We start from the raw sequence: 21,471 nt of genomic DNA, 5'->3' as shown, positions 1-21,471 counted from the left end.
TCAGCGGAGGAGGTACCGGGGATCTCAGACGTCATGGGCCTGAGTCTACGTGGCGCAGGCGGTCCCGCCCCTCCCGTGGACGCCAGCTCACCTCTGCCCCAGGGTCGTCCACGCTCACACCCTCGCACTCCCCTGTATCGGCCACTCCGCCGTCCCGTCCAGGGTTGTTTTGGGGCATGCGAAAGGCCCACCACCCCACAAAAGGGGGTGATGGGCCTTCAGCCATCGAGCACCAAAATGCTCGGAACGTTGAGTTCGGCGGTGTCCTACTCTCCCACACCGTTCCCAGTGCAGTACCATCGGCGCTGAAGGGCTTAGCTTCCGGGTTCGGAATGTAACCGGGCGTTTCCCCTTCGCTATGACCACCGAAACACTGTCGTACTCACACACAATGAGCATGGACACTGTCACGACACAGTCATGAACACAGCGTTCACATCTTCACTTGTCAACCACCCACACACAGTATGGGCGTGTCTCCCGGGGTGTGTTTTCCGGGAACTGCACAGTGGACGCGTAGCATCTTTGTAGCAAGTTGTCGGCTTATTAGTACCGGTCAGCTCCACACATTTCTGTGCTTCCACATCCGGCCTATCAACCCAGTAGTCTAGCTGGGAGCCTCTCACCCCTAAGGGGCATGGAAACCTCATCTTGAAGCGTGCTTCCCGCTTAGATGCTTTCAGCGGTTATCACTTCCGAACGTAGCTAATCAGCGGTGCTCCTGGCGGAACAACTGACACACCAGAGGTTCGTCCATCCCGGTCCTCTCGTACTAGGGACAGCCCTTCTCAAGTTTCCTGCGCGCGCAGCGGATAGGGACCGAACTGTCTCACGACGTTCTAAACCCAGCTCGCGTACCGCTTTAATGGGCGAACAGCCCAACCCTTGGGACCTACTCCAGCCCCAGGATGCGACGAGCCGACATCGAGGTGCCAAACCATGCCGTCGATATGAGCTCTTGGGCAGGATCAGCCTGTTATCCCCGGGGTACCTTTTATCCGTTGAGCGACGGCGATTCCACAATCCACCGTCGGGTCACTAGTTCCGACTTTCGTCCCTGCTCGACATGTCCGTCTCACAGTCAAGCTCCCTTGTGCACTTGCACTCAACACCTGATTACCAACCAGGCTGAGGGAACCTTTGAGCGCCTCCGTTACCCTTTGGGAGGCAACCGCCCCAGTTAAACTACCCACCAGGCACTGTCCCTGATCCGGATCACGGACCGAAGTTAGATATCCAGAGCGACCAGAGTGGTATTTCAACGATGACTCCACACACGCTGGCGCGTGTGCTTCACAGTCTCCCACCTATCCTACACAAGCCGCACCGAATACCAATACCAAGCTGTAGTAAAGGTCCCGGGGTCTTTCCGTCCTGCTGCGCGTAACGAGCATCTTTACTCGTAGTGCAATTTCGCCGAGTTCGTGGTTGAGACAGTGGAGAAGTCGTTACGCCATTCGTGCAGGTCGGAACTTACCCGACAAGGAATTTCGCTACCTCAGGATGGTTATAGTTACCACCGCCGTTTACTGGGGCTTAAGTTCAGAGCTGCACCCTTACGGGTTGACTCGTCCCCTTAACCTTCCAGCACCGGGCAGGCGTCAGTCCGTATACATCGTCTTGCGACTTCGCACGGACCTGTGTTTTTAGTAAACAGTCGCTTCTCCCTGGTCTCTGCGGCCATCACCGCTGCCACCAGCATGTGGTTTCACGGATCAGGCCCCCCTTCTCCCGAAGTTACGGGGGTATTTTGCCGAATTCCTTAACCACGATTCACTCGATCGCCTTGGTATTCTCTACCTAACCACCTGAGTCGGTTTGGGGTACGGGCGGCTAGAACCTCGCTAGAAGATTTTCTCGGCAACATAGGATCACTGACTTCCCGCATACGCGGTCACTATCAGGTCTCAGGCACATGACGTCCGGATTTGCCTAGACGTCGCCCTACACCCTTGGACGTGGACTACCATCGCCACGCTGCAGCTACCTTCTTGCGTCTCTCCATCGCTTGGCTACTACTGCTTCGGGTCCCGGGCTCACACACTCATCACGACACAAAGTGCCGATCAGAGGTGATCACACGGTTAGCATCCACAGCCTCGCCAGGGGCGGTCCTTCGCCGGTTCCGGAATATCAACCGGATGTCCATCGACTACGCCTGTCGGCCTCGCCTTAGGTCCCGACTTACCCAGGGCAGATTAGCTTGACCCTGGAACCCTTGGTTATTCGGCGGACGGGTTTCTCACCCGTCTTTCGCTACTCATGCCTGCATTCTCACTCGTGCAGCATCCACGACTGGATCACTCCGCCGCTTCACTCGCTGCACGACGCTCCCCTACCCAACACCCAAAAATGGGCATTGCCACAACTTCGGTGGTGTGCTTGAGCCCCGCTACATTGTCGGCGCGGAATCACTTGACCAGTGAGCTGTTACGCACTCTTTAAAGGGTGGCTGCTTCTAAGCCAACCTCCTGGTTGTCACAGCAACTCCACATCCTTTCCCACTTAGCACACGCTTAGGGACCTTAGTTGGTGATCTGGGCTGTTTCCCTCTCGACTACGAAGCTTATCCCCCGCAGTCTCACTGCCACGCTTCACTTACCAGCATTCGGAGTTTGGCTAACGTCAGTAACCCGGTGGGGCCCATCAGCTATCCAGTAGCTCTACCTCTGGCAAGAAACACGTGACGCTGCACCTAAATGCATTTCGGGGAGAACCAGCTATCACGGAGTTTGATTGGCCTTTCACCCCTACCCACAGCTCATCCCCTCAGTTTTCAACCTAAGTGGGTTCGGTCCTCCACGCCGTCTTACCGGCGCTTCAACCTGGCCATGGGTAGATCACTCCGCTTCGGGTCTAGACCCAGCGACTCAAACGCCCTCTTCGGACTCGCTTTCGCTACGGCTTCCCCACACGGGTTAACCTTGCCACTGAGCACTAACTCGCAGGCTCATTCTTCAAAAGGCACGCTGTCACCCTTACAGGCTCCAACGGATTGTAGGCACATGGTTTCAGGAACTATTTCACTCCCCTCCCGGGGTACTTTTCACCTTTCCCTCACGGTACTTGTCCGCTATCGGTCATCAGAGAATATTTAGGCTTACCGGGTGGTCCCGGCAGATTCACACGAGATTTCACGGGCCCCGTGCTACTCGGGAAAAGACACAGACAGTGCCAGCAGTTTCGTCTACGGGGGTCGCACCCTCTATGCCCGGCCCTTCAAGACCGTTCGACTACCACCAACATTTCTTACTGTCCCCAGGGCTGGTAGACCCCAGAAATGTCCATCCCACAACCCCGAACACGCAACCCCTACCAGGTATCACACGTGCACGGTTTAGCCTCATCCGCTTTCGCTCGCCACTACTCACGGAATCACTTTTGTTTTCTCTTCCTGTGGGTACTGAGATGTTTCACTTCCCCACGTTCCCTCCCTCTACCCTATATATTCAGGTAGCGGTGACTGGACTTGCCTCCAGCCGGGTTGCCCCATTCGGAAATCCTCGGATCAACGTCTAGTTATCGACTACCCGAGGCTTATCGCAGATTCTCACGTCCTTCATCGGTTTCTGATGCCAAGGCATCCACCATGTGCCCTTAAAAACTTGACACAAAGATGCTCGCGTCCACTGTGAAGTTCTCAAAAAACAACCCCGCAGCCCCAGCAACACCACGCACACACGCAGCACCACCAAAACCAGAGGAACCCAACAACCAACCACAACCCACCAAAAAGCAGGCCATGCTTGGTCCCTGGGGACCCAACAGTGTGTCAACACCAGCCACACACAACCCCCAGCTTTCCCAACACCCACACAGGGCGCCGTACTCACAAAGAAGTCACACATGACCAACATGATCAATCGATGTTCCACCCAGAAGCACCCCCCGTACCACATTCGGATACGAAAAGGGCCCCACCAAGACAAAACCTGGCAGGTCTGGCACCCACACGACCACCACACAGGGCAGCCACACGAGTGCAATAAGCTCCTTAGAAAGGAGGTGATCCAGCCGCACCTTCCGGTACGGCTACCTTGTTACGACTTAGTCCCAATCACCGGTCCCACCTTAGACGGCTCCTTCCACAAGGGTTAGGCCACCGTCTTCGGGTGTTACCGACTTTCGTGACTTGACGGGCGGTGTGTACAAGGCCCGGGAACGTATTCACCGCAGCGTTGCTGATCTGCGATTACTAGCGACTCCGACTTCATGGGGTCGAGTTGCAGACCCCAATCCGAACTGAGACCGGTTTTTTGGGATTCGCTCCACCTCACGGTTTCGCAACCCTCTGTACCGGCCATTGTAGCATGCTTGAAGCCCAAGACATAAGGGGCATGATGATTTGACGTCATCCCCACCTTCCTCCGAGTTGACCCCGGCAGTCTCCTATGAGTCCCCACCATTACGTGCTGGCAACATAGAACGAGGGTTGCGCTCGTTGCGGGACTTAACCCAACATCTCACGACACGAGCTGACGACAACCATGCACCACCTGTGCACCAGCCCAAAGGGAAACCCCATCTCTGAGGCGATCCAGTGCATGTCAAGCCTTGGTAAGGTTCTTCGCGTTGCATCGAATTAATCAGCATGCTCCGCCGCTTGTGCGGGCCCCCGTCAATTCCTTTGAGTTTTAGCCTTGCGGCCGTACTCCCCAGGCGGGGCGCTTAATGCGTTAGCTGCGACACGGATCTCGTGGAATGAGACCCACGCCTAGCGCCCAACGTTTACGGCATGGACTACCAGGGTATCTAATCCTGTTCGCTCCCCATGCTTTCGCTTCTCAGCGTCAGTAATGGCCCAGAGACCTGCCTTCGCCATCGGTGTTCCTCCTGATATCTGCGCATTCCACCGCTACACCAGGAATTCCAGTCTCCCCTACCATACTCTAGTCTGCCCGTACCCACTGCACGTCCAGGGTTAAGCCCTGAATTTTCACAGCAGACGCGACAAACCGCCTACAAGCTCTTTACGCCCAATAATTCCGGACAACGCTCGCACCCTACGTATTACCGCGGCTGCTGGCACGTAGTTAGCCGGTGCTTCTTCTGCAGGTACCGTCACAAAAGCTTCTTCCCTGCTGAAAGAGGTTTACAACCCGAAGGCCGTCATCCCTCACGCGGCGTCGCTGCATCAGGCTTTCGCCCATTGTGCAATATTCCCCACTGCTGCCTCCCGTAGGAGTCTGGGCCGTGTCTCAGTCCCAGTGTGGCCGGTCGCCCTCTCAGGCCGGCTACCCGTCGTCGCCTTGGTAGGCCATTACCCCACCAACAAGCTGATAGGCCGCGAGTCCATCCACCACCGATAAATCTTTCCACCAACACCCCATGCGAGGGTCGGTCGTATCCAGTATTAGACGCCGTTTCCAGCGCTTATCCCAGAGTGGAGGGCAGGTTACTCACGTGTTACTCACCCGTTCGCCACTGATCCACGAGTGCAAGCACTCGCTTCACCGTTCGACTTGCATGTGTTAAGCACGCCGCCAGCGTTCGTCCTGAGCCAGGATCAAACTCTCCGTAGAAAATATTGATACTGGCAGAGCAGAATGAGTCGCTGGACTCATCTTCTCGCCAAAGAAATCAACCAAACACACCCACAACCACACTCACACCGAAGCGCAAGCAAGCCATGGATGCGAAAGGGATACAACAAAAATAATTTGGCATCGATTCATGACACACTGTTGAGTTCTCAAGGACCAAACACTCCCCAAAACCCACCGCACACTCACAACCGTGAGCACCAGTGCGATCTCGTTCAGGGGCGATCCACCACGTTACACCATCCGGCAGTCAGCCGCAAACCCGATCACAACCAACCAGGCACGACCCACCAACACACGAAGCAACCAGTGGAGCCACCCAGACCAGACAACAACCCACACGCAGCACGCTGGCGAACCAGACTCACAACCACTCTCGCGGGCCACCCGTCCGGGCAACGAGGAGGAACAATACACACACCTGAGCCCAGGCACAACTTGGCGCGCTGCCGCGGGTTTTGAGGCCCCGGTCGTGGCCGCGGGCTCAGCCGTGGGTCCTCACGACGCTCGACTCGACCCTCGCTCAGGTGCCGGGAGCAGTTCCGCCACGGCCGTGCTGAGGTGCCGCGCCAGCTGCAGTCCCCGCAGCGGTCCCCCGCCCGAGGCCAGCACCCCCGCACGCTGGTGCAGTGCTACGCCCAGGCTCGCCGCGTCGTGGGGCGTCACGCCGAGAGCCAGCAGGGCACCGATCGCCCCGGCCAGCAGGTCCCCAGTCCCAGCGGTGGCCATCCAGGCAGTTCCCCCGTCCAGAACGCTCACCCCCTGATTCCGGTCCCCTGAAGCCGGGACCACCACGGTGCACGCACCCTTCACCACGACCGTCACTCCCCACCGGTCCGCGGCCTCGAGCCCGGCCCCCACCGGGTCGGACTCCACGTCGGTGCGCTCCCACCCGAGCAGCCCCGCCAGCTCCCCGGCGTGCGGAGTGAGAACCGTGGCCGAACCGGCCGGGCGCTCGACGACCAGGGCGAGTGCTCCCGCATCGAGGACGCACGGCTCGGGACGCCGGGCGAGCTCGCGCATCTCCTCCCTGCGCGCCCGGTCGTCACCCGAGGTGCCGGGCCCCAGCAGCCAGGCCTGGACCCGCCCCTGACCGGGGACCACCTCGGGGCACCGGGCCAGGACCTGGTCGGTGGCACGCTGCGGGCCCGCGTACCGGACCATGCCCACACCGGTGTGCAGGGCGGCCGAACAGGTCAGCACCGCAGCCCCCGGGTAGGCGTCGCTCCCGGCCACCACGCCCAGCACGCCCCGCGAGTACTTGTGGTCCGCGGGGGTGGGCCAGGGGTAGGACCCCGCGAGGTCGTGGTGGTCCATCTCGCGCACGGCCGGTGGCTCCCCCGAGACGTCCGCCCCGAGGGGCGCGATGACCACCTCGCCGCAGGCCCTCCGGGTCCCCGGCAGCAGGTGCACCGGTTTGGCGGTGATCGGCGCCACCGTCGTGTCGGCCCGGATGAACTCACCGGGATGCGTCGGCTGCCGGCCGTCCGGGTCGGCGCCGCTGGGCAGGTCGACCGCCACCACGTGCGGGGCCGTGGCCCCCTCTCGCAGCCCGTCGAGCCAGACCGCGAGCTCGGCAGCGAGGCCGGTCAGACCCGGGCGACCGGACAGGCCCACGATGCCGTCGACCACCACGTCCCCCGGTCCCCAGGAGACACCCCCGGGGCGGCGCGGGGGGTGCTCCCACTCCCCCGGGTCCAGAACCTGCGCCCCGGCCTGACGCGCCGCGGCCAGCCCGTCCTCGTGAGCGTGCTCGGCCACGAGCAACGCCGTGCAGGGGTGCCCCGACTCCCCCGCCAGCATTGCCAGGCTCCACAGCGCGTCGCCGCCGTTGTCCCCCGGCCCCACCAGCGCCAGCACCCTGCCCCCGTCGCCGAGCTGGTGGTCCACTGCCTTGGCAACCGCCCGGGCGGCACGCTGCATGAGCGTGCCGTCGCGGAACAGCTCGCCCTGCGCCTGCTCGATGCGGCGCACGTCGTCCGGGTGGTGGGCTGCTCGCACCTCAGTCCCCCTCCGCGACGACGCTGGCCACCGCCACACCGGCGTCGTGCGAGAGCGAGACGTGCCAGCGGGTGACACCCAGTTCGGCCGCTACCCGGGCCGCCTCCCCGGTCACGCGCAGGACCGGCCGGCCCTGGTCACCGCGGAGGACCTCCGCCTGCAGGAAGCCCAGCCCCGGAGGTGAACCCAACGCCTTGGCCACCGCCTCCTTGGCGGCGAAGCGGGCGGCGAGCGACTCCAGCGGGAGGTCGCGCTCCGCATCGGTGAAGAGGCGGGCAGCCAGGGCGGGCGTGCGTGCCAGGGCGCGGCCCAGCCGCTGCACCTCGACCACGTCGGTCCCGAGCCCCACGATCACCGCCCCGCCTCCGGTGCAGGAGACGGGGCGGCGGTCGTGGAACGGGTCATGCGCTGGGACGGTCGGTCACTCGACGGTGACGGACTTGGCCAGGTTGCGCGGCTGGTCGACGTCCAAGCCCTTGGCCGTGGACAGGTGCAGCGAGAACAGCTGCAGCGGGATGATGGCCAGCAGCGGCTGCAGCAGCGGCGTGGAGGCCGGGATGCGGATGACCTCGTCGGCGAAGGGCACCACCTGCTCGTCGCCCTCCTCGGCGATCACCAGCGTGCGAGCACCGCGGGCCCGGATCTCCTGGATGTTCGAGACCACCTTGCCGTGCAGCCCGTGGGGGGCGTCCGTCGGCGGCACCACGATGAACACCGGCTGCCCCGGCTCGATGAGGGCGATCGGGCCGTGCTTCAGCTCGCCGGCCGCGAAGCCCTCCGCGTGGATGTAGGCGAGTTCCTTCAGCTTGAGCGCGCCCTCCATCGCGATGGGGTAGCCCACGTTGCGCCCGAGGAAGAGCACCGAGCGGGTGTCGGCCATGAAGCGCGCGATCTCCTCGATGCGTGCCGTGTCCGCCAGGAGCTCGTCGATCTTCTCGGGGATGGCGTGCAGGTCCTTGAGCACCTTGCCCGCCTCGTCGGCGTACTCGCCGCCCTTGAGCTGGGCGAAGTAGAGCCCCAGCACGTAGCAGGCGGTGATCTGCGCGACGAAGGCCTTGGTGGAGGCCACCGCGATCTCGGGGCCGGCGTGCGTGTAGAGCACGGCGTCGGACTCGCGCGGGATGCTCGAGCCGTGGCTGTTGCAGATGGACAGTGTGCGGGCGCCCAGCTCCTTGGCGTGACGGACGGCCATCAGCGTGTCCATGGTCTCGCCCGACTGCGAGATGGAGACCACGAGGGTGTTGGGGTCCAGCACCGGGTCGCGATAGCGGAACTCGTGGGCGAGGTCGACCTCGACCGGGATGCGGGCCCAGTGCTCGATGCCGTACTTGGCCACCATGCCCGCGTAGGCGGACGTGCCGCAGGCGATGATGATGATCTTGTTGACCTGGCGCAGCGCGTCCTCGGAGACCTTGATCTCGTCCAGGGTCAACAGGCCCTCGGCGTCCGTCCGGCCCAGCAGGGTGTCGCGCACCGCGTGGGCCTGGTCGTTGATCTCCTTCTCCATGAAGGTGTCGTAGCCGCCCTTCTCGGCGGCCGCGGCGTCCCAGGTGACCTCGAAGGGCTTGCCCTCGGCGGGGGTGCCGTCGAAGTTGATGACCGTCACCGCATCAGCGGTGATGGTGGCGATCTGGTCCTGGTCCATCTCCATCGCCTGCTTGGTGTGGCTGATGAAGGCGGCGACGTCGGAGCCGAGGTAGTTCTCACCGTCCCCGAGGCCGATGACCAGCGGGGAGTTGCGACGGGCACCCACGACGGTCCCCGGCGAGTCCGCGTGGACCGCGAGCAGGGTGAACGCGCCCTCGAGGCGGTTCACCACGGTGCGCATGGCCTCGGTGAGGTCGCCGGCGTAGTGCTTGGACAGCAGGTGGGCCACGACCTCGGTGTCGGTCTCGGAGGTGAAGGTGGTCCCCTCCGCCTCGAGCTCCTCACGCAGGGAGTGGAAGTTCTCGATGATGCCGTTGTGGATGAGGGCGAGCTTGCCGTCCTGCCCGCCGCGGTGCGGGTGGGCATTCTCGTCGGTGGGACCACCGTGCGTGGCCCACCGGGTGTGCCCGATCGCCGTGTCGGTGGCCGGCATCTGGTGGTTCCGGAGCTCGTTCTCCAGGTTCACCAGCTTGCCGGCCTTCTTGGCGATCTCGACGTGGTCGTCGCCGACCAGCGCCACACCAGCGGAGTCATACCCGCGGTACTCGAGGCGGGCCAGGCCCTCCATGACGACATCCAGGGCGCGCTCGTTCTTGTCGCGTCCGACGAAACCCACGATTCCACACATGGCGTCCACACTAACCGAGTCGCGGCCCGCGGCGTGGATCGCCCGTGGTGGGGCGCGGCACATCCACCGGTCGGCGTGCAGAATGGCGCGCATGGCCAACGGCACCGTGACCCACTCCCCCTACGTCGAGCTCGACCGAGACGACTGGGCCCGGCTGCGGCAGTCGCACCCGATGAGCCTCTCCGCCAACGACGTCCAGCGCATCGAGGGCCTGGGGGACCGGATCAGCGTGGAGGAGGTCGAGCAGATCTACCTGCCCCTGTGCCGGTTGATCAACCTGTACGTCACCAACTCGCAGCGGTTGCGCGCCACCACCAACCAGTTCCTCGGCGAGTCGACCGCCCGGACGCCCTTCATCATCGGGGTGGCCGGCTCGGTCGCGGTGGGCAAGTCCACCACCGCCCGCCTGCTGCACGACCTGATGGCCCGCTGGCCCGAGACCCCCGACGTGCAGCTGGTGACCACCGACGGCTTCCTGTACCCCAACGCCGAGCTGGAGCGCCGCGGGCTCATGGACCGCAAGGGCTTCCCCGAGAGCTACGACCGCCGCAAGCTGCTGCGCTTCGTCTCCGCGGTCAAGGCGGGCTCCCCCGAGGTCAGCGCGCCGGTGTACTCGCACCTCGTGTACGACATCGTCCCCGACGAGAGCGTCGTCGTGCGCCAGCCGGACGTGCTGATCGTGGAGGGGCTCAACGTGCTCCAGCCCCCCGTGCCCCGCCGCGACGGCCTCGCCGGACTGGCCGTGAGCGACTTCTTCGACTTCTCGGTGTACGTGGACGCACGCACCGAGGACGTCAAGCGGTGGTACCTGGATCGCTTCCAGAAGCTGCGGACCACCGCATTCGCCGACCCGGACTCCTACTTCCATCGGTACGCGGACATGTCGGCCCACGACGCGGAGGAGTTCGCCCTCTCGGTCTGGGACTCCATCAATGGGCCCAACCTGCAGCAGAACATCGCACCGACCCGGGGCCGTGCCACCGCCGTGCTGAGCAAGGGCTCGGACCACTCCGTGCGGCGGGTGCTGCTGCGGAAGGTGTAGACGGCGCCAGGGGCCGGGCCCACCCCATCGTCCTGCGATGATGGGGACATGACTGAGTACCGCACTGAACACGACTCCATGGGTGAGATGCAGGTGCCGGCCGAGGCGCTCTACGGCGCCTCGACCGCACGCGCCGTGGAGAACTTCCCGATCTCCGGCCGCCCCGTGCCCGGCGCCGTCATCCACGCCTTCGGCCAGCTCAAGGCCGCCGCGGCCCGCGCCAACGCCGAGCTGGGCAACCTGGACCAGGCCAAGGCCGACGCCATCGTGGCCGCCGCCGAGGCCGTGGCCCGTGGCGAGCACGACGAGCACTTCCCGGTGGACATCTTCCAGACCGGGTCGGGCACCTCGACGAACATGAACTCCAACGAGGTCATCGCCACCCTGGCCCGCCAGGCGGGCACCGACGTGCACCCCAACGACGACGTGAACATGGGGCAGTCCTCCAACGACACCTTCCCCACCGCCATGCGGGTGGCGATGGTGCAGGGCGTGGCCGAGCGCCTGGAGCCCGCGCTGAAGACGCTGCAGAAGGCACTCGAGGCCAAGGCGACGGAGTTCGCCGAGGTGGTCAAGGCCGGCCGCACCCACCTGATGGACGCCGTCCCGGTGACCCTGGGCCAGGAGTTCGGGGGCTACGCCCGCCAGATCGAGCTCGGCCGGGAGCGCCTCGCCCAGGCCGCGCAGGCCGTCGCCGAGCTGCCGCTGGGCGGTACCGCGGCAGGCACCGGTCTGAACGCCCACCCGGAGTTCGCCGGCAAGGCGATCGCCGACCTCTCACGCCAGGTCGGAGTGGACATGCGCGAGGCAGCAGACCACTTCGAGGCCCAGTCGACGCAGGACGCCGTGGTGCACCTCTCGGCAGCCACCCGCCTGCTCGCGGTCAGCCTGACCAAGATCTGCAACGACCTGCGGTGGATGGGCTCCGGCCCCCGCGCCGGCCTGGGCGAGCTGCGCCTACCAGAGCTGCAGCCCGGCTCCTCGATCATGCCCGGCAAGGTGAACCCCGTCGTGCCCGAGGCCACGCTGATGGTGTGCGCCCGCGTGATCGGCAACGACGCCACCATCGCCTTCGGCGGCGCGTCCGGCTCGTTCGAGCTGAACGTGATGCTGCCGGTCATGGCCACCGACATGCTCGACTCGATCGACCTGCTGGCCGGGGCGAGCCGCGTGCTGGCCGACCGGTGCGTGAGCGGGCTGGAGGCCAACACCGAGCAGCTGGCCGAGTACGCCGGCGCCTCCACCGCCATCGTGACGGCACTCAACTCGGCGATCGGCTACGAGGCGGCCTCCAAGGTGGCCAAGCAGTCCTTGGCCGAGAAGAAGACCGTGCGCCAGGTGGTCATCGACCGCGGCCACGTGGAGAACGGCGACCTCACCGAGGAGCAGCTGGACCAGGCGCTCGACCTGCTGGGCATGGCCACGCCGCACGGCCGCTGATCGACGGCCCCGGTGGCTCCGGACCCCGGGAGCCCGGCCTGGGCGCGAGGAAGGCCCCCACCGCGTGGTGGGGGCCTTCCTCGTGCGGCCAGTGGCCGGCGCCCCGGAGGGGCCACCGGGTGGCTCAGTACCAGTTGTGCGCCTCGGAGTGGGCCCACGCGCCGCAGGGGGTGCCGTAGCGGCCGCTGATGTAACCCAGGCCCCACTCGATCTGCGTGGCCGGGTTGGTGCGCCAGTCGGCACCCGCCGAGGCCATCTTGTGGCCGGGCAGCGCCTGCGGGATGCCGTAGGCGCCGGAGCTCGGGTTGGTGGCGTTCCAGGTCCACCGGCTCTCACGCGTGAACAGGTTGTCGAGGCACTGGAACTCGGCAGAACTCCACCCGCGGGCGGCGACCATGGCGCGCCCGATGGACCGGGCGTCACCCTTGGGGGCCGGCGCCGGGCGCTCCTTCGCACGCTCACGCTCGCGCTCACGGGCCCGCTCGCGCTCGGCCTCGCGCTTGCGCTCCTCGGCGGCCTCGCGCTTGCGCTCCTCGGCGGCCTCGCGCTTGCGCTCCTCGGCGGCCTCGCGGGCACGGCGCTCGTGCTCGGCGTACTCGCGTTGGCGCTGGGCCTCGCGCTCGGCACGCTCCTGCGCGGCCTTCTCCGCAGCGCGGCGCTCGGCGGCAGCCTTCTCGGCAGCGGCCTTGCGCGCAGCGCGCTCCTGGGCAGCCTTCTCAGCAGCCTTGCGCTCGGCGCGCTCCTGCGCAGCCTTCTCAGCAGCCTTGCGCTCAGCGCGCTCCTGGGCAGCCTGCTCAGCGGCCTTGCGCTCGGCAGCAGCCTTCGCGGCAGCGGCCTTCTTGGCGGCAGCCTTGCGCTCAGCCCGCTCCTGCGCAGCCTTCTCAGCAGCCTTCCGCTCGGCGCGCTCCTGGGCAGCCTGCTCAGCGGCCTTGCGCTCGGCAGCAGCCTTCGCGGCAGCGGCCTTCTTGGCGGCAGCCTTGCGCTCAGCCCGCTCCTGCGCAGCCTTCTCAGCAGCCTTCCGCTCGGCGCGCTCCTGGGCAGCCTGCTCAGCGGCCTCGCGCTCGGCGGCGCGCTCCGCGGCAGCCTGCTGGGCGGCCTTCTTCTCGGCGGCCTTCTCCGCGGCCTTGCGCTGCGCTCGCAGCTCGGCGGCCTTCTTCGCCTCTGCGCGCTCCTGGGCAGCCTGCTCGGCTGCCTCCCGCTCGGCTGCGGCGCGGGCCTCGGCCTTGCGCGCGGCTTCGCGGCGCGCCTTCTCGGCGCGCTCCGCGGCGGCCTCCCGGGCGGCCTTCTTGGCGGCGCGCTCCGCGGCCTGTGCGTCGGAACGGCTGGCGCGCTCCTCACGGTCGTCGGCCTTCACCTCGTGGTTCAGGGCCGCAGCGGTGTTCTCCGGCTGCGGGTCCGACGGAAGCGTCGAGACCGTCACACCTGCCACGGAGGCCAGGGTCGTCACGGCGACGGCTGCACCGGCAACCGGGTGGCGGCGCACGACGTTCAGGCCGCGCTGGGGCGCATTCTCAGGGGTCACGTTCATCGACTTCCTTCGGAGATCACGGCCGGGAAGGGACATCCCAGACCTCTGAGCTCCACTCGATGGGGTCGGAGCTCCTGCCCATCGCCTGCGGGACAGCAGACACAGGGGCAGACCCGACACTGTTGCGCATCCTCTACCGCTGGTCAAACTCGCCGGGCGTCCACCTGGGGGTGGACACCGGCCAAGGTCGCCGTCGGCGTGGCGGCTCAGGGCTCCAGCAGCTCCGTGACCAGGGCGGCAATCGGCGAACGCTCCGAACGGGTGAGGGTCACGTGGGCGAACAGCGGCCGGCCCTTGAGGGTCTCGATGACGGCGGCCACACCGTCGTGACGCCCCACCCGCAGGTTGTCGCGCTGCGCGACGTCGTGGGTCAGCACCACCCGGCTGTTCTGCCCGATGCGGGAGAGCACGGTCAGCAGGACGTTGCGCTCGAGGGACTGGGCCTCGTCCACGATCACGAACGCATCGTGGAGCGACCGGCCCCGGATGTGCGTGAGCGGCAGGACCTCGATGAGACCGCGCTCCACGACCTCCTCGACCACCTCGCGGGAGACCACCGCCCCCAGGGTGTCGAACACCGCCTGCGCCCAGGGCCCCATCTTGTCGTTCTCGCTGCCCGGGAGGTAGCCGAGCTCCTGCCCGCCCACCGGGTACAGCGGACGGAAGACGACGACCTTGCTCTGCTGTCGACGCTCCATCACGGCCTCCAGCCCCGCGCACAGGGCGAGGGCGGACTTGCCCGTCCCCGCGTGGCCACCCAGGGAGACGATCCCCACATCGGGGTCGAGCAGCAGGTCGAGCGCCACCCGCTGCTCCGCGCTGCGGCCGTGCAGCCCGAAGGCGTCCCGGTCGCCCCGCACCAGGCGCAGCGCCCCGTCCGGGGAGACCCTGGCCAGCCCGGAAGACGACGGGGAACCCAGCACCACACCGGTGTGGCAGGGCAGGCCCAGTGCGTCGTCGACCACCACGCGCCCCTCGTCGTACAGCGCGTCCATCTCCTGCGGCGCGACGTCCAGCGAGGTCATGCCCGTCCACCCGGAGTCGACCGCCATCTCATTGCGGTACTCCTGGGCCTCGAGGCCGCACGCCGAGGCCTTCACCCGCATGGGCAGGTCCTTGGACACGACGCACACGTCCTGCCCCTCATCGGCCAGGTTGCGGGCCACGGACAGGATGCGGGTGTCGTTGTCCCCCAGTCGGAAGCCCACCGGCAGGGAGGACGAGTCGGTGTGGTTCAGCTCCACGTGCAACCAGCCGCCCCCCTCGGTGGGGACGGGCTGGTCGAGTTGCCCGTGGCGAATGCGCAGGTCGTCCAGGATGCGCAGGGCACTGCGTGCGAAGTAGCCGAGCTCGGGGTGGTGGCGCTTGGCCTCCAGCTCGGAGATCACCACGACCGGCAGGACCACGTCGTGCTCGGCGAAGCGCATCATGGCCCGCGGGTCCGAGAGGAGCACCGAGGTGTCGACCACGTAGGTGCGGGTCACGGCCGGGGAGCCCTCGCCCACCGGAGACACCCCACCGGCCACCTCACCCCCCTCCGTCTTGCGCTGCGCGGGGAGCTGCTGGTGACCGGTCATGACGCCTCCTGTCCCGCATCGGGGGACGACGCGGATCGACTCGCTGACACCCCCGAACCTAGGGGCTGGCCGGCCCCAGGACGGCCGTGCACGCGCCCCGCGCCAAGGGTTGTCCTGCTGTTCACCGGCCGTTCAGCCGCGTCCCGTCCCCCGGTGACCGCGCTCCGACTCAGCGCCCGTAGCGGCGTTCCCGTTCCGCGTAGGCCCGCAGGGCGCGCAGGAAGTCCACGCGGCGGAAATCGGGCCAGTAGGCCTCACAGAAGTAGTACTCGCTCTTCTCGCTCTGCCAGAGCAGGAATCCGCTCAGGCGCTGCTCGCCGGAGGTGCGGATCACCAGGTCCGGGTCCGGCTGCCCCTTCGTGTACAGGTGCTCGCCGATCGCCTCGGGAGTCATGCGCTCGGCGGCCTCGGCCAGGCTGACCCCGCAGGCGTCCCATTCGCGCAACAGGGCAGCCACCGCATCGCTGATCTCCTGCCGCCCCCCATAGCTGATGGCGACGTTCACCAGCAGCCCGTCGACCTCGGCGGTCTGGCGCACCGCGTCCTCGAGCACATCCCGACTCGCGTCGGGCAGCAGCCCCAAGGCACCCACGAGGTGGAGGCGCCAGCGGCCGGTGGCGGCCAGGTCGCACACGGCCTTCTCGATGATCCGCAGGAGCGGCTCCAGCTCGGCGGCCGGGCGCTGCAGGTTGTCTGTCGAGAGCATCCACAGGGTCACGACCTCGATGCCCAGCTCCTCGCACCAGTCGAGGAAGGGCTCGATGTTCTCCGCCCCCGCCCGGTGGCCCGCGGCAGGGTCCGAGCCGCGTGCCCGCGCCCACCGCCGGTTGCCGTCCAGCATCACCCCGACGTGGCAGGGCAGGCGGTCGGTGTCCAGGTCCTGCGAGATCCGCTGCTCGTAGGCGCCGTAGACCAGGCCGCGCACGCGGCCCGCGGAGCCCCGGGTCGACTCACTCACGCGGGCGGTCCACCGGGGCCGTCTCGTCGCCATCGTCCTGGCGGGGCGGGCCCTGCGGCGCCTCGTCCGTGGACGGGCGGCCCGGCTCCGCGGGGCGTCGTGCCTGCTGCTCGTGCTGCCGCTGCAGGTAGTTCACGCGTCGCAGGTGGCGGGTCATGCTCCACCCCAGCGCCCAGACCGCGAGCGCCAGCAGGAACATGGCGAGGAAGGCACCCAGACCCCCCGTGATGGAAACGTTCGTGTCAGCCCCACCGTCGGTCAGGAACTGCCTCATCACGCGTTCTCCTTCGCCTCGACACGACCGTCGTACTCCATGCGGGCCCACGATGCCGTGCGCGCCAACTCGTCGGCGGCAGCGACATCCGTCGGGATCCCCGCGAAGAGGTCCGACTCGGGGATCTCGGTGGGGACCAGGGACACGGCGAGCTCGTAGTCCTCGTACGGGTAGGCCTTGCGCTGCACCTCCAGCGGGACGCTGAAGAACCAGCCATCGGGGTCGATCTGCGTGGCGTGCGCACGGAGCGCCTCGTCACGCCCCTCGAAGAAGTCAGCCGCCTCGATCCGCGTGGTCAGCCTCCGTCGCGGGCGGTCCTTCATCCGTTCGATCCACTCCGCGTACGGGGAGTCCAGCCCCGCCTCCTCGCACCCGGCGTGCAGGGCCTCGATGCGTTCGGGGTTGAAGCCGGAGTTGTAGTACACCTTCAGCGGCCGCCAGGGCTCCCCCGCGTGCTCGAAGCGCTCGGGGTCGCCCGCGGCCTCGACCGCGGCCATCGTGACCCGGTGGGTCATGATGTGGTCGGGGTGGGGGTAACCACCGTTCTCGTCGTAGGTCGTCACCACGTGCGGGCGCACCTCGCGGATGACGCGCACCAGGGCCTCGGTGGTGACCTCCAGGGGCTCCAGGGCGAAGCACCCGTCCGGCAGCGCGGGCAGCGGGTCACCCTCCGGAAGGCCGGAGTCGACGAAGCCCAGCCAGACGTGGTCGACGCCGAGGATCTCCTGCGCCCGCGCCATCTCCCGGCGACGTACCTCGACGATGTTGCGCAGGACCTGCGCGTCGTCCTGCAGGCGGGGGTTCAGGACGTCACCCCGCTCGCCACCGGTGCAGGAGACGACCGTGACCGGGTGGCCGGCCGCGGTGTACCGCAGCGTGGTGGCGGCGCCCTTGCTGGACTCGTCGTCGGGGTGTGCGTGGACGGCGAGCAGTCGGAGCTGGTCGGTCACGGAACGCCTTTCTGGTCACGGAGGAGGGCAGGTCCACCGACCGCGGGGCCGATGGACCACAATGGTGCGTCCCCCATTGTCCCCCATGACCCACCGGGCCCCACGGGCCGGGAGGGCACCGACGTGATCGGAAGGACCGCCCTGATGCCGTCGACCACCCCCCGCGGGAGCTCATCCGAGGCAGCGCGACGCCGCCGCTGGTGGATCATCGGCATCGTCGGCGTGGGCCTGGCCACCGCCCTGGTGATCTGGTACGGCCTCGCCCTGACGACCGGCAAGCCGAACTGGTTCTACGCCGGCCAGGAGGACATCACCGACAGCTCGGTGACCGTCATCTACGACGTCCACCGCGAGCCCGGGCGCGAGGTCGTCTGCCGCCTGGTGGCCGAGAGCGAGACCCACGAGATCGTCGGCAGCCGCGAGGTCACCGTGCCCGCCCACCCGGAGGGCTCCACGCGCGAGCGCACCACCCTGCAGACCACCTCCCGACCGCTGGTCGGGAACGTCACCGGGTGCTGGTACCCGGAGGACTGACGCCACCCACCGCCCCGTACCCACCCCTGGACCGCCGGCCACCCGATCTGGCGTCCCCCGCCGGGTCGATGGCGCTCCGGACCCCTGCCGCGTAGACTGCTCGATCACACCCACGTACACCCAGGTCCGGTCGCGAAGCTGGCGGCCGGACCTTTCCGCAGTCCCGGCCCGGAACTCCTCCGGCCACGGACCGCCACTCTGCTAAGGAGAGTGATCATGGCTGACGCCACCCAGGAGACGACCTACCTGACCCGGGCTGCCTACGAGCGCCTGAACGCCGAGCTCGAGCAGCTCAAGGGCGAGGGGCGCCGCGAGATCGCACACCGCATCGAGGACGCCCGCTCCGAGGGCGACCTCAAGGAGAACGGTGGCTACCACGCCGCCAAGGAGGAGCAGGGGAAGATGGAGGGCCGCATCGCGCAGCTCACCACCCTGCTCCAGAACGCCGAGGTGGGCGAGGAGCCGCCGGCCGACGACGGCGTGGTGGAGCCCGGCATGATCGTGACCATCGAGATGTTCGGCGAGACCGAGACCTTCCTGTTCGGCAACCGCGAGATCGCCGACGGGGACGACATGGAGGTCTACTCCGAGCGCTCCCCGCTGGGCAAGGCCATCGACGGCCGCAACCAGGGCGAGACCATCGGGTACGAGGCCCCCAACGGCAAGAAGATCGACGTCAAGATTATCGAGGTGCGCCCCTACGAGGGCTGAGCCACCCCATTGACGCACGTGGGCCCCGCCGGGATGATCCGGCGGGGCCCACGTGCGTCACGGCGGGGGTCGAACGCCGTCAGCGCTGGCCGGCGCGCTGGTACTGGAGGGTCGCCAACGGCGCGAACACCCCGACCAGGATCACCAGCCAGATCAGCGTGTAGACGATGGGGTGCTGCAACGCCCAGGTGTAGCGGTCCGGCTCCAGGCCCGGCATGTTGTTGCCGAACAGGTCTCGCACGGACTGGGTGAGGGTGGAGATCGGGTTCCACCCAGCGATCGCCCGCAGCACCGAGGGGAACTGCTCCGGCGGCGCGAAGGCGTTGGAGATGAAGGTCAGGGGGAACAGGACCATGAAGGTCGCGTTGTTCAGCACCTCCGGGGTGCGCACCAGCAGGCCCAGGAAGGCCATCACCCAGGAGAAGGCGTAGGCGAAGCCCAGCATCAGGGCGAACCCGGCGACGGCCTCCCAGAAGCCGCCGGTGATCCGCCAGCCGATGACCAGACCGGTCACCGACATGATGACCAGGACCAGGACGTTGTTGATCAGGTCCGCCAGGGTGCGCCCCAGCAGGACCGCCGAAGGGGCCATGGGGAGGGTGCGGAAGCGGTCGATGATGCCCTTCTGCATGTCCTCGGCCAGCGACGAGCCGGTGATCGTGGACCCGAACAGGATGGTCTGGGCGAAGATGCCCGCGATGAGGAAGCTGCGGTAGTTCGCCCCGTCGCCCCCACCGATCGCCGCCCCGAAGACGTAGCCGAAGAGCACGATGAACATGATCGGCTGGAACAGCGTGAAGAGGATCAGGTCGGGGACGCGCTTGAGCTGGATCAGGTTGCGCCGCAGGATGGTCAGGCCGTCGGTGACGAGGTTCATGCCGTGCCTCCCGGGGTGCGTGCGTCTGCTCGTTCGTCCTGCCGTGCACCCTCGTCCGCCCCGTGGCCCGTGAGCGTGAGGAAGGCGTCGTCCAGGGTCGGACGGCGGACCCCGATGTCCTGCACGACCACACCGCGCTCGTCGAACTCTCGGACCGCCTCCAGCAGCGTCCTGGTGCCCTGGGAGATGGCGACGGTCGCCCGCCGCGTGTGTGCGTCGACCTCCACCTCGCCCCGGCCGACCCGGTCGAGGATGGCTGCGGCCTGCTGCAGGTGGGTGGAGTCCTCCACCACCACCTCCAGGCGCTCCCCACCGACCATGTCCTTGAGGTCGTCGGCGGTGCCGCTGGCGATCACGCGCCCGGAGTCGACCACCACGATGTCGTCGGCCAGCTTGTCGGCCTCCTCCAGGTACTGGGTGGTCAGCACCAGCGTCGTCCCCGCGGTCACCAGGTCACGGATGATGTTCCACATCTCGCCGCGGCTGCGTGGGTCCAGGCCGGTGGTCGGCTCGTCCAGGAAGATGACCTCCGGCTCGGCGACCAGTGCACACGCGAGGTCGAGCCGACGCCGCATGCCCCCGGAGTAGGTCTTGCTGGGACGGTTGGCCGCGTCGGTGAGGCTGAAGCGCTCCAGCAGCTCGTCGGCCCGGCCCTTCGACCGCGCCCTGCCGAGGTGGTAGAGCTCGCCGATCATCCGGAGGTTCTCCCGGCCGGTCAGGTGCTGGTCCACGGCGGCGTACTGGCCGGAGACGCCGATGCGGCGGCGCACCTCCTGCGGCTCGGCGAACACGTCGAAGCCCGCCACCCGGGCCCGCCCCTCGTCCGGCCGCAACAACGTGGTCAGCGCCCGCACGGTGGTGGTCTTGCCGGCGCCGTTCGGTCCGAGGACGCCCAGCACGGTGCCCCGCGGGACCGCCAGGCTCACCCCATCGAGCGCGCGCACCTCCTTGTACTGCTTCACCAGGCCCTCGGCCCAGACAGCGTGATCATCCATGTGCTCAGTGTGTACCCGGCCACCGACGACCACCCCCACCCAGCGGGCGGTGTACATCACACCCGGGCGCGGGGCCGGAGGTGCACCGGCCGGGGAGCCAGTGGGACGATGAGCGCATGGCACACCTCATCGACCCCGGTACCCCGCACGCCGTCCTCGGTACGCCGATGGGCACTTGGCCCGACGGCTCCGAGGTGATCCACGTCGCCGCCGGCTGCTTCTGGGGTGTCGAACGCTTCTACTGGCAGCTGCCCGGTGTGGTCACGACCTCCGTCGGCTACATGGGCGGCACGGACCGCCGGCCGACCTACCCGTCGGTGTGCACCGGGACCACCGGCCACGCCGAGACGGTGGAGGTGGTCTTCGACCCGTCCCGGGTCACGGTGGACGAGGTCCTGAAGGTGTTCTGGGAGAACCACGACCCCACCCAGGGCGACCGGCAGGGGAACGACATCGGCAGCCAGTACCGCTCGGCCATCTTCTGCACCACGGAGCACCAGGTCGCGGTGGCCGAGGCCACCCGCGCGGCCATCCAGGAGCAGCTCACCGCCGCCGGCCACGGGGCCGTCACCACCGAGATCGTGGGGCCGGATGACAGCGGCGAGTACCACCTGGCCGAGGAGCGCCACCAGCAGTACCTGCACAAGAACCCCGACGGGTACTGCAACCACGGCCCCAACGGCATGAGCTGCCCCGTGGGTCTGGTGGACCTGCCCGCCCAGACCGATGTGGAGCCGCCCCGCGCCTGAGGCGACGGGGCGGGCGC

Annotated in this window: 15 protein-coding genes and 3 rRNA genes; 5 read left to right on the top strand and 13 right to left on the bottom strand. The window is 67.2% G+C overall.

Annotated features, from left to right (window positions below):
- Positions 1–253 precede the first annotated feature (253 nt).
- From rrf to glmS, 6 genes are all read right to left on the bottom strand, one after another.
- Positions 254–370: ribosomal RNA gene (gene rrf / locus KSED_RS03575) — 5S ribosomal RNA — on the bottom strand.
- A gap of 156 nt (positions 371–526) precedes the next feature.
- A 23S ribosomal RNA gene (locus tag KSED_RS03570) occupies positions 527–3,611 on the bottom strand.
- A gap of 387 nt (positions 3,612–3,998) precedes the next feature.
- Positions 3,999–5,522: ribosomal RNA gene (locus KSED_RS03565) — 16S ribosomal RNA — on the bottom strand.
- The 16S, 23S and 5S rRNA genes sit together here, the layout of an rRNA operon.
- A 519-nt stretch (positions 5,523–6,041) precedes the next feature.
- Positions 6,042–7,544, bottom strand: a complete 1,503-nt coding sequence (locus KSED_RS03560) for a bifunctional ADP-dependent NAD(P)H-hydrate dehydratase/NAD(P)H-hydrate epimerase (RefSeq protein WP_012802211.1) — start codon at positions 7,542–7,544, stop codon at positions 6,042–6,044.
- 1 nt (position 7,545) lies between these two features.
- A complete protein-coding gene (locus KSED_RS03555; RefSeq protein WP_012802210.1) occupies positions 7,546–7,899 on the bottom strand; it encodes a holo-ACP synthase in 354 nt (117 codons plus the stop codon).
- 66 nt (positions 7,900–7,965) lie between these two features.
- Complete coding sequence (gene glmS / locus KSED_RS03550) at positions 7,966–9,819, bottom strand: glutamine--fructose-6-phosphate transaminase (isomerizing) (RefSeq protein ID WP_041290845.1); 1,854 nt, start codon at positions 9,817–9,819, stop codon at positions 7,966–7,968.
- A gap of 91 nt (positions 9,820–9,910) precedes the next feature.
- Here glmS and coaA point away from each other — a divergent pair, with 91 nt between their 5' ends.
- Together coaA and KSED_RS03540 are read left to right on the top strand one after the other, a co-directional pair.
- Positions 9,911–10,861, top strand: coding sequence for a type I pantothenate kinase (gene coaA, locus KSED_RS03545; RefSeq protein WP_012802208.1), 951 nt, complete (start codon positions 9,911–9,913; stop codon positions 10,859–10,861).
- A gap of 48 nt (positions 10,862–10,909) precedes the next feature.
- On the top strand, positions 10,910–12,301 hold the full coding sequence (locus KSED_RS03540; RefSeq protein WP_012802207.1) for a class II fumarate hydratase: 1,392 nt from the start codon (positions 10,910–10,912) through the stop codon (positions 12,299–12,301).
- A gap of 124 nt (positions 12,302–12,425) precedes the next feature.
- Here the strand turns inward: KSED_RS03540 and KSED_RS15015 are convergent, their stop codons facing one another.
- The 5 genes from KSED_RS15015 to mca form a co-directional block, all read right to left on the bottom strand.
- Positions 12,426–13,823: an aggregation-promoting factor C-terminal-like domain-containing protein gene (locus KSED_RS15015; protein WP_174260696.1), complete on the bottom strand. Its 1,398-nt coding sequence runs from the start codon at positions 13,821–13,823 to the stop codon at positions 12,426–12,428.
- A gap of 212 nt (positions 13,824–14,035) precedes the next feature.
- Entirely contained in the window at positions 14,036–15,259 is a 1,224-nt protein-coding gene (gene phoH2 / locus KSED_RS03530) for an RNA 5'-3' helicase PhoH2 (protein WP_237699583.1), read from the bottom strand.
- Positions 15,260–15,575: 316 nt separating this feature from the next.
- On the bottom strand, positions 15,576–16,364 hold the full coding sequence (locus KSED_RS03525) for an isoprenyl transferase (protein ID WP_012802204.1): 789 nt from the start codon (positions 16,362–16,364) through the stop codon (positions 15,576–15,578).
- Positions 16,357–16,638, bottom strand: coding sequence for a hypothetical protein (locus KSED_RS14490; protein ID WP_012802203.1), 282 nt, complete (start codon positions 16,636–16,638; stop codon positions 16,357–16,359). Before KSED_RS14490 ends, KSED_RS03525 begins: the two co-directional genes overlap by 8 nt.
- Positions 16,638–17,588, bottom strand: coding sequence for a mycothiol conjugate amidase Mca (mca, locus tag KSED_RS03515; RefSeq protein ID WP_012802202.1), 951 nt, complete (start codon positions 17,586–17,588; stop codon positions 16,638–16,640). The genes KSED_RS14490 and mca overlap by 1 nt, the downstream gene beginning before the upstream one ends.
- 144 nt (positions 17,589–17,732) lie before the next feature.
- Between mca and KSED_RS03510 the strand changes: the two genes are divergently transcribed.
- The gene (locus tag KSED_RS03510) at positions 17,733–18,122 is read left to right on the top strand and encodes a DUF4307 domain-containing protein (protein WP_012802201.1); all 390 of its coding nucleotides are present in this window, start codon (positions 17,733–17,735) and stop codon (positions 18,120–18,122) included.
- A 216-nt stretch (positions 18,123–18,338) separates the two neighbouring features.
- Complete coding sequence (greA, locus tag KSED_RS03505) at positions 18,339–18,833, top strand: transcription elongation factor GreA (protein WP_012802200.1); 495 nt, start codon at positions 18,339–18,341, stop codon at positions 18,831–18,833.
- A 79-nt stretch (positions 18,834–18,912) separates the two neighbouring features.
- Here greA and KSED_RS03500 read toward each other — a convergent pair whose 3' ends face one another.
- A complete protein-coding gene (locus KSED_RS03500; RefSeq protein ID WP_012802199.1) occupies positions 18,913–19,710 on the bottom strand; it encodes an ABC transporter permease in 798 nt (265 codons plus the stop codon).
- Positions 19,707–20,705, bottom strand: coding sequence for a daunorubicin resistance protein DrrA family ABC transporter ATP-binding protein (locus KSED_RS03495; protein WP_012802198.1), 999 nt, complete (start codon positions 20,703–20,705; stop codon positions 19,707–19,709). The genes KSED_RS03500 and KSED_RS03495 overlap by 4 nt, the downstream gene beginning before the upstream one ends.
- Positions 20,706–20,821: 116 nt before the next feature.
- On the opposite strand from KSED_RS03495, the gene msrA reads away from it, so the two are divergent.
- Complete coding sequence (gene msrA, locus KSED_RS03490; protein ID WP_012802197.1) at positions 20,822–21,454, top strand: peptide-methionine (S)-S-oxide reductase MsrA; 633 nt, start codon at positions 20,822–20,824, stop codon at positions 21,452–21,454.
- The last annotated feature ends 17 nt before the right edge of the window (positions 21,455–21,471 follow it).

The organism is Kytococcus sedentarius DSM 20547 (assembly GCF_000023925.1).
GTDB classification, from domain to species: Bacteria; Actinomycetota; Actinomycetes; order Actinomycetales; family Dermatophilaceae; genus Kytococcus; species Kytococcus sedentarius.
This window is presented reverse-complemented; position numbering and strand designations above follow the sequence as displayed.

Coding starts and splice junctions, on each gene's coding strand:
- glmS (WP_041290845.1), bottom strand. CDS start 9,819: ATGTGTGGAATCGTGGGTTTCGTCGGACGCGACAAGAACGAGCGCGCC.
- coaA (WP_012802208.1), top strand. CDS start 9,911: ATGGCCAACGGCACCGTGACCCACTCCCCCTACGTCGAGCTCGACCGA.
- KSED_RS03540 (WP_012802207.1), top strand. CDS start 10,910: ATGACTGAGTACCGCACTGAACACGACTCCATGGGTGAGATGCAGGTG.
- phoH2 (WP_237699583.1), bottom strand. CDS start 15,259: ATGATGCGCTTCGCCGAGCACGACGTGGTCCTGCCGGTCGTGGTGATC.
- KSED_RS14490 (WP_012802203.1), bottom strand. CDS start 16,638: ATGAGGCAGTTCCTGACCGACGGTGGGGCTGACACGAACGTTTCCATC.
- KSED_RS03510 (WP_012802201.1), top strand. CDS start 17,733: ATGCCGTCGACCACCCCCCGCGGGAGCTCATCCGAGGCAGCGCGACGC.
- greA (WP_012802200.1), top strand. CDS start 18,339: ATGGCTGACGCCACCCAGGAGACGACCTACCTGACCCGGGCTGCCTAC.
- KSED_RS03500 (WP_012802199.1), bottom strand. CDS start 19,710: ATGAACCTCGTCACCGACGGCCTGACCATCCTGCGGCGCAACCTGATC.
- KSED_RS03495 (WP_012802198.1), bottom strand. CDS start 20,705: ATGGATGATCACGCTGTCTGGGCCGAGGGCCTGGTGAAGCAGTACAAG.
- msrA (WP_012802197.1), top strand. CDS start 20,822: ATGGCACACCTCATCGACCCCGGTACCCCGCACGCCGTCCTCGGTACG.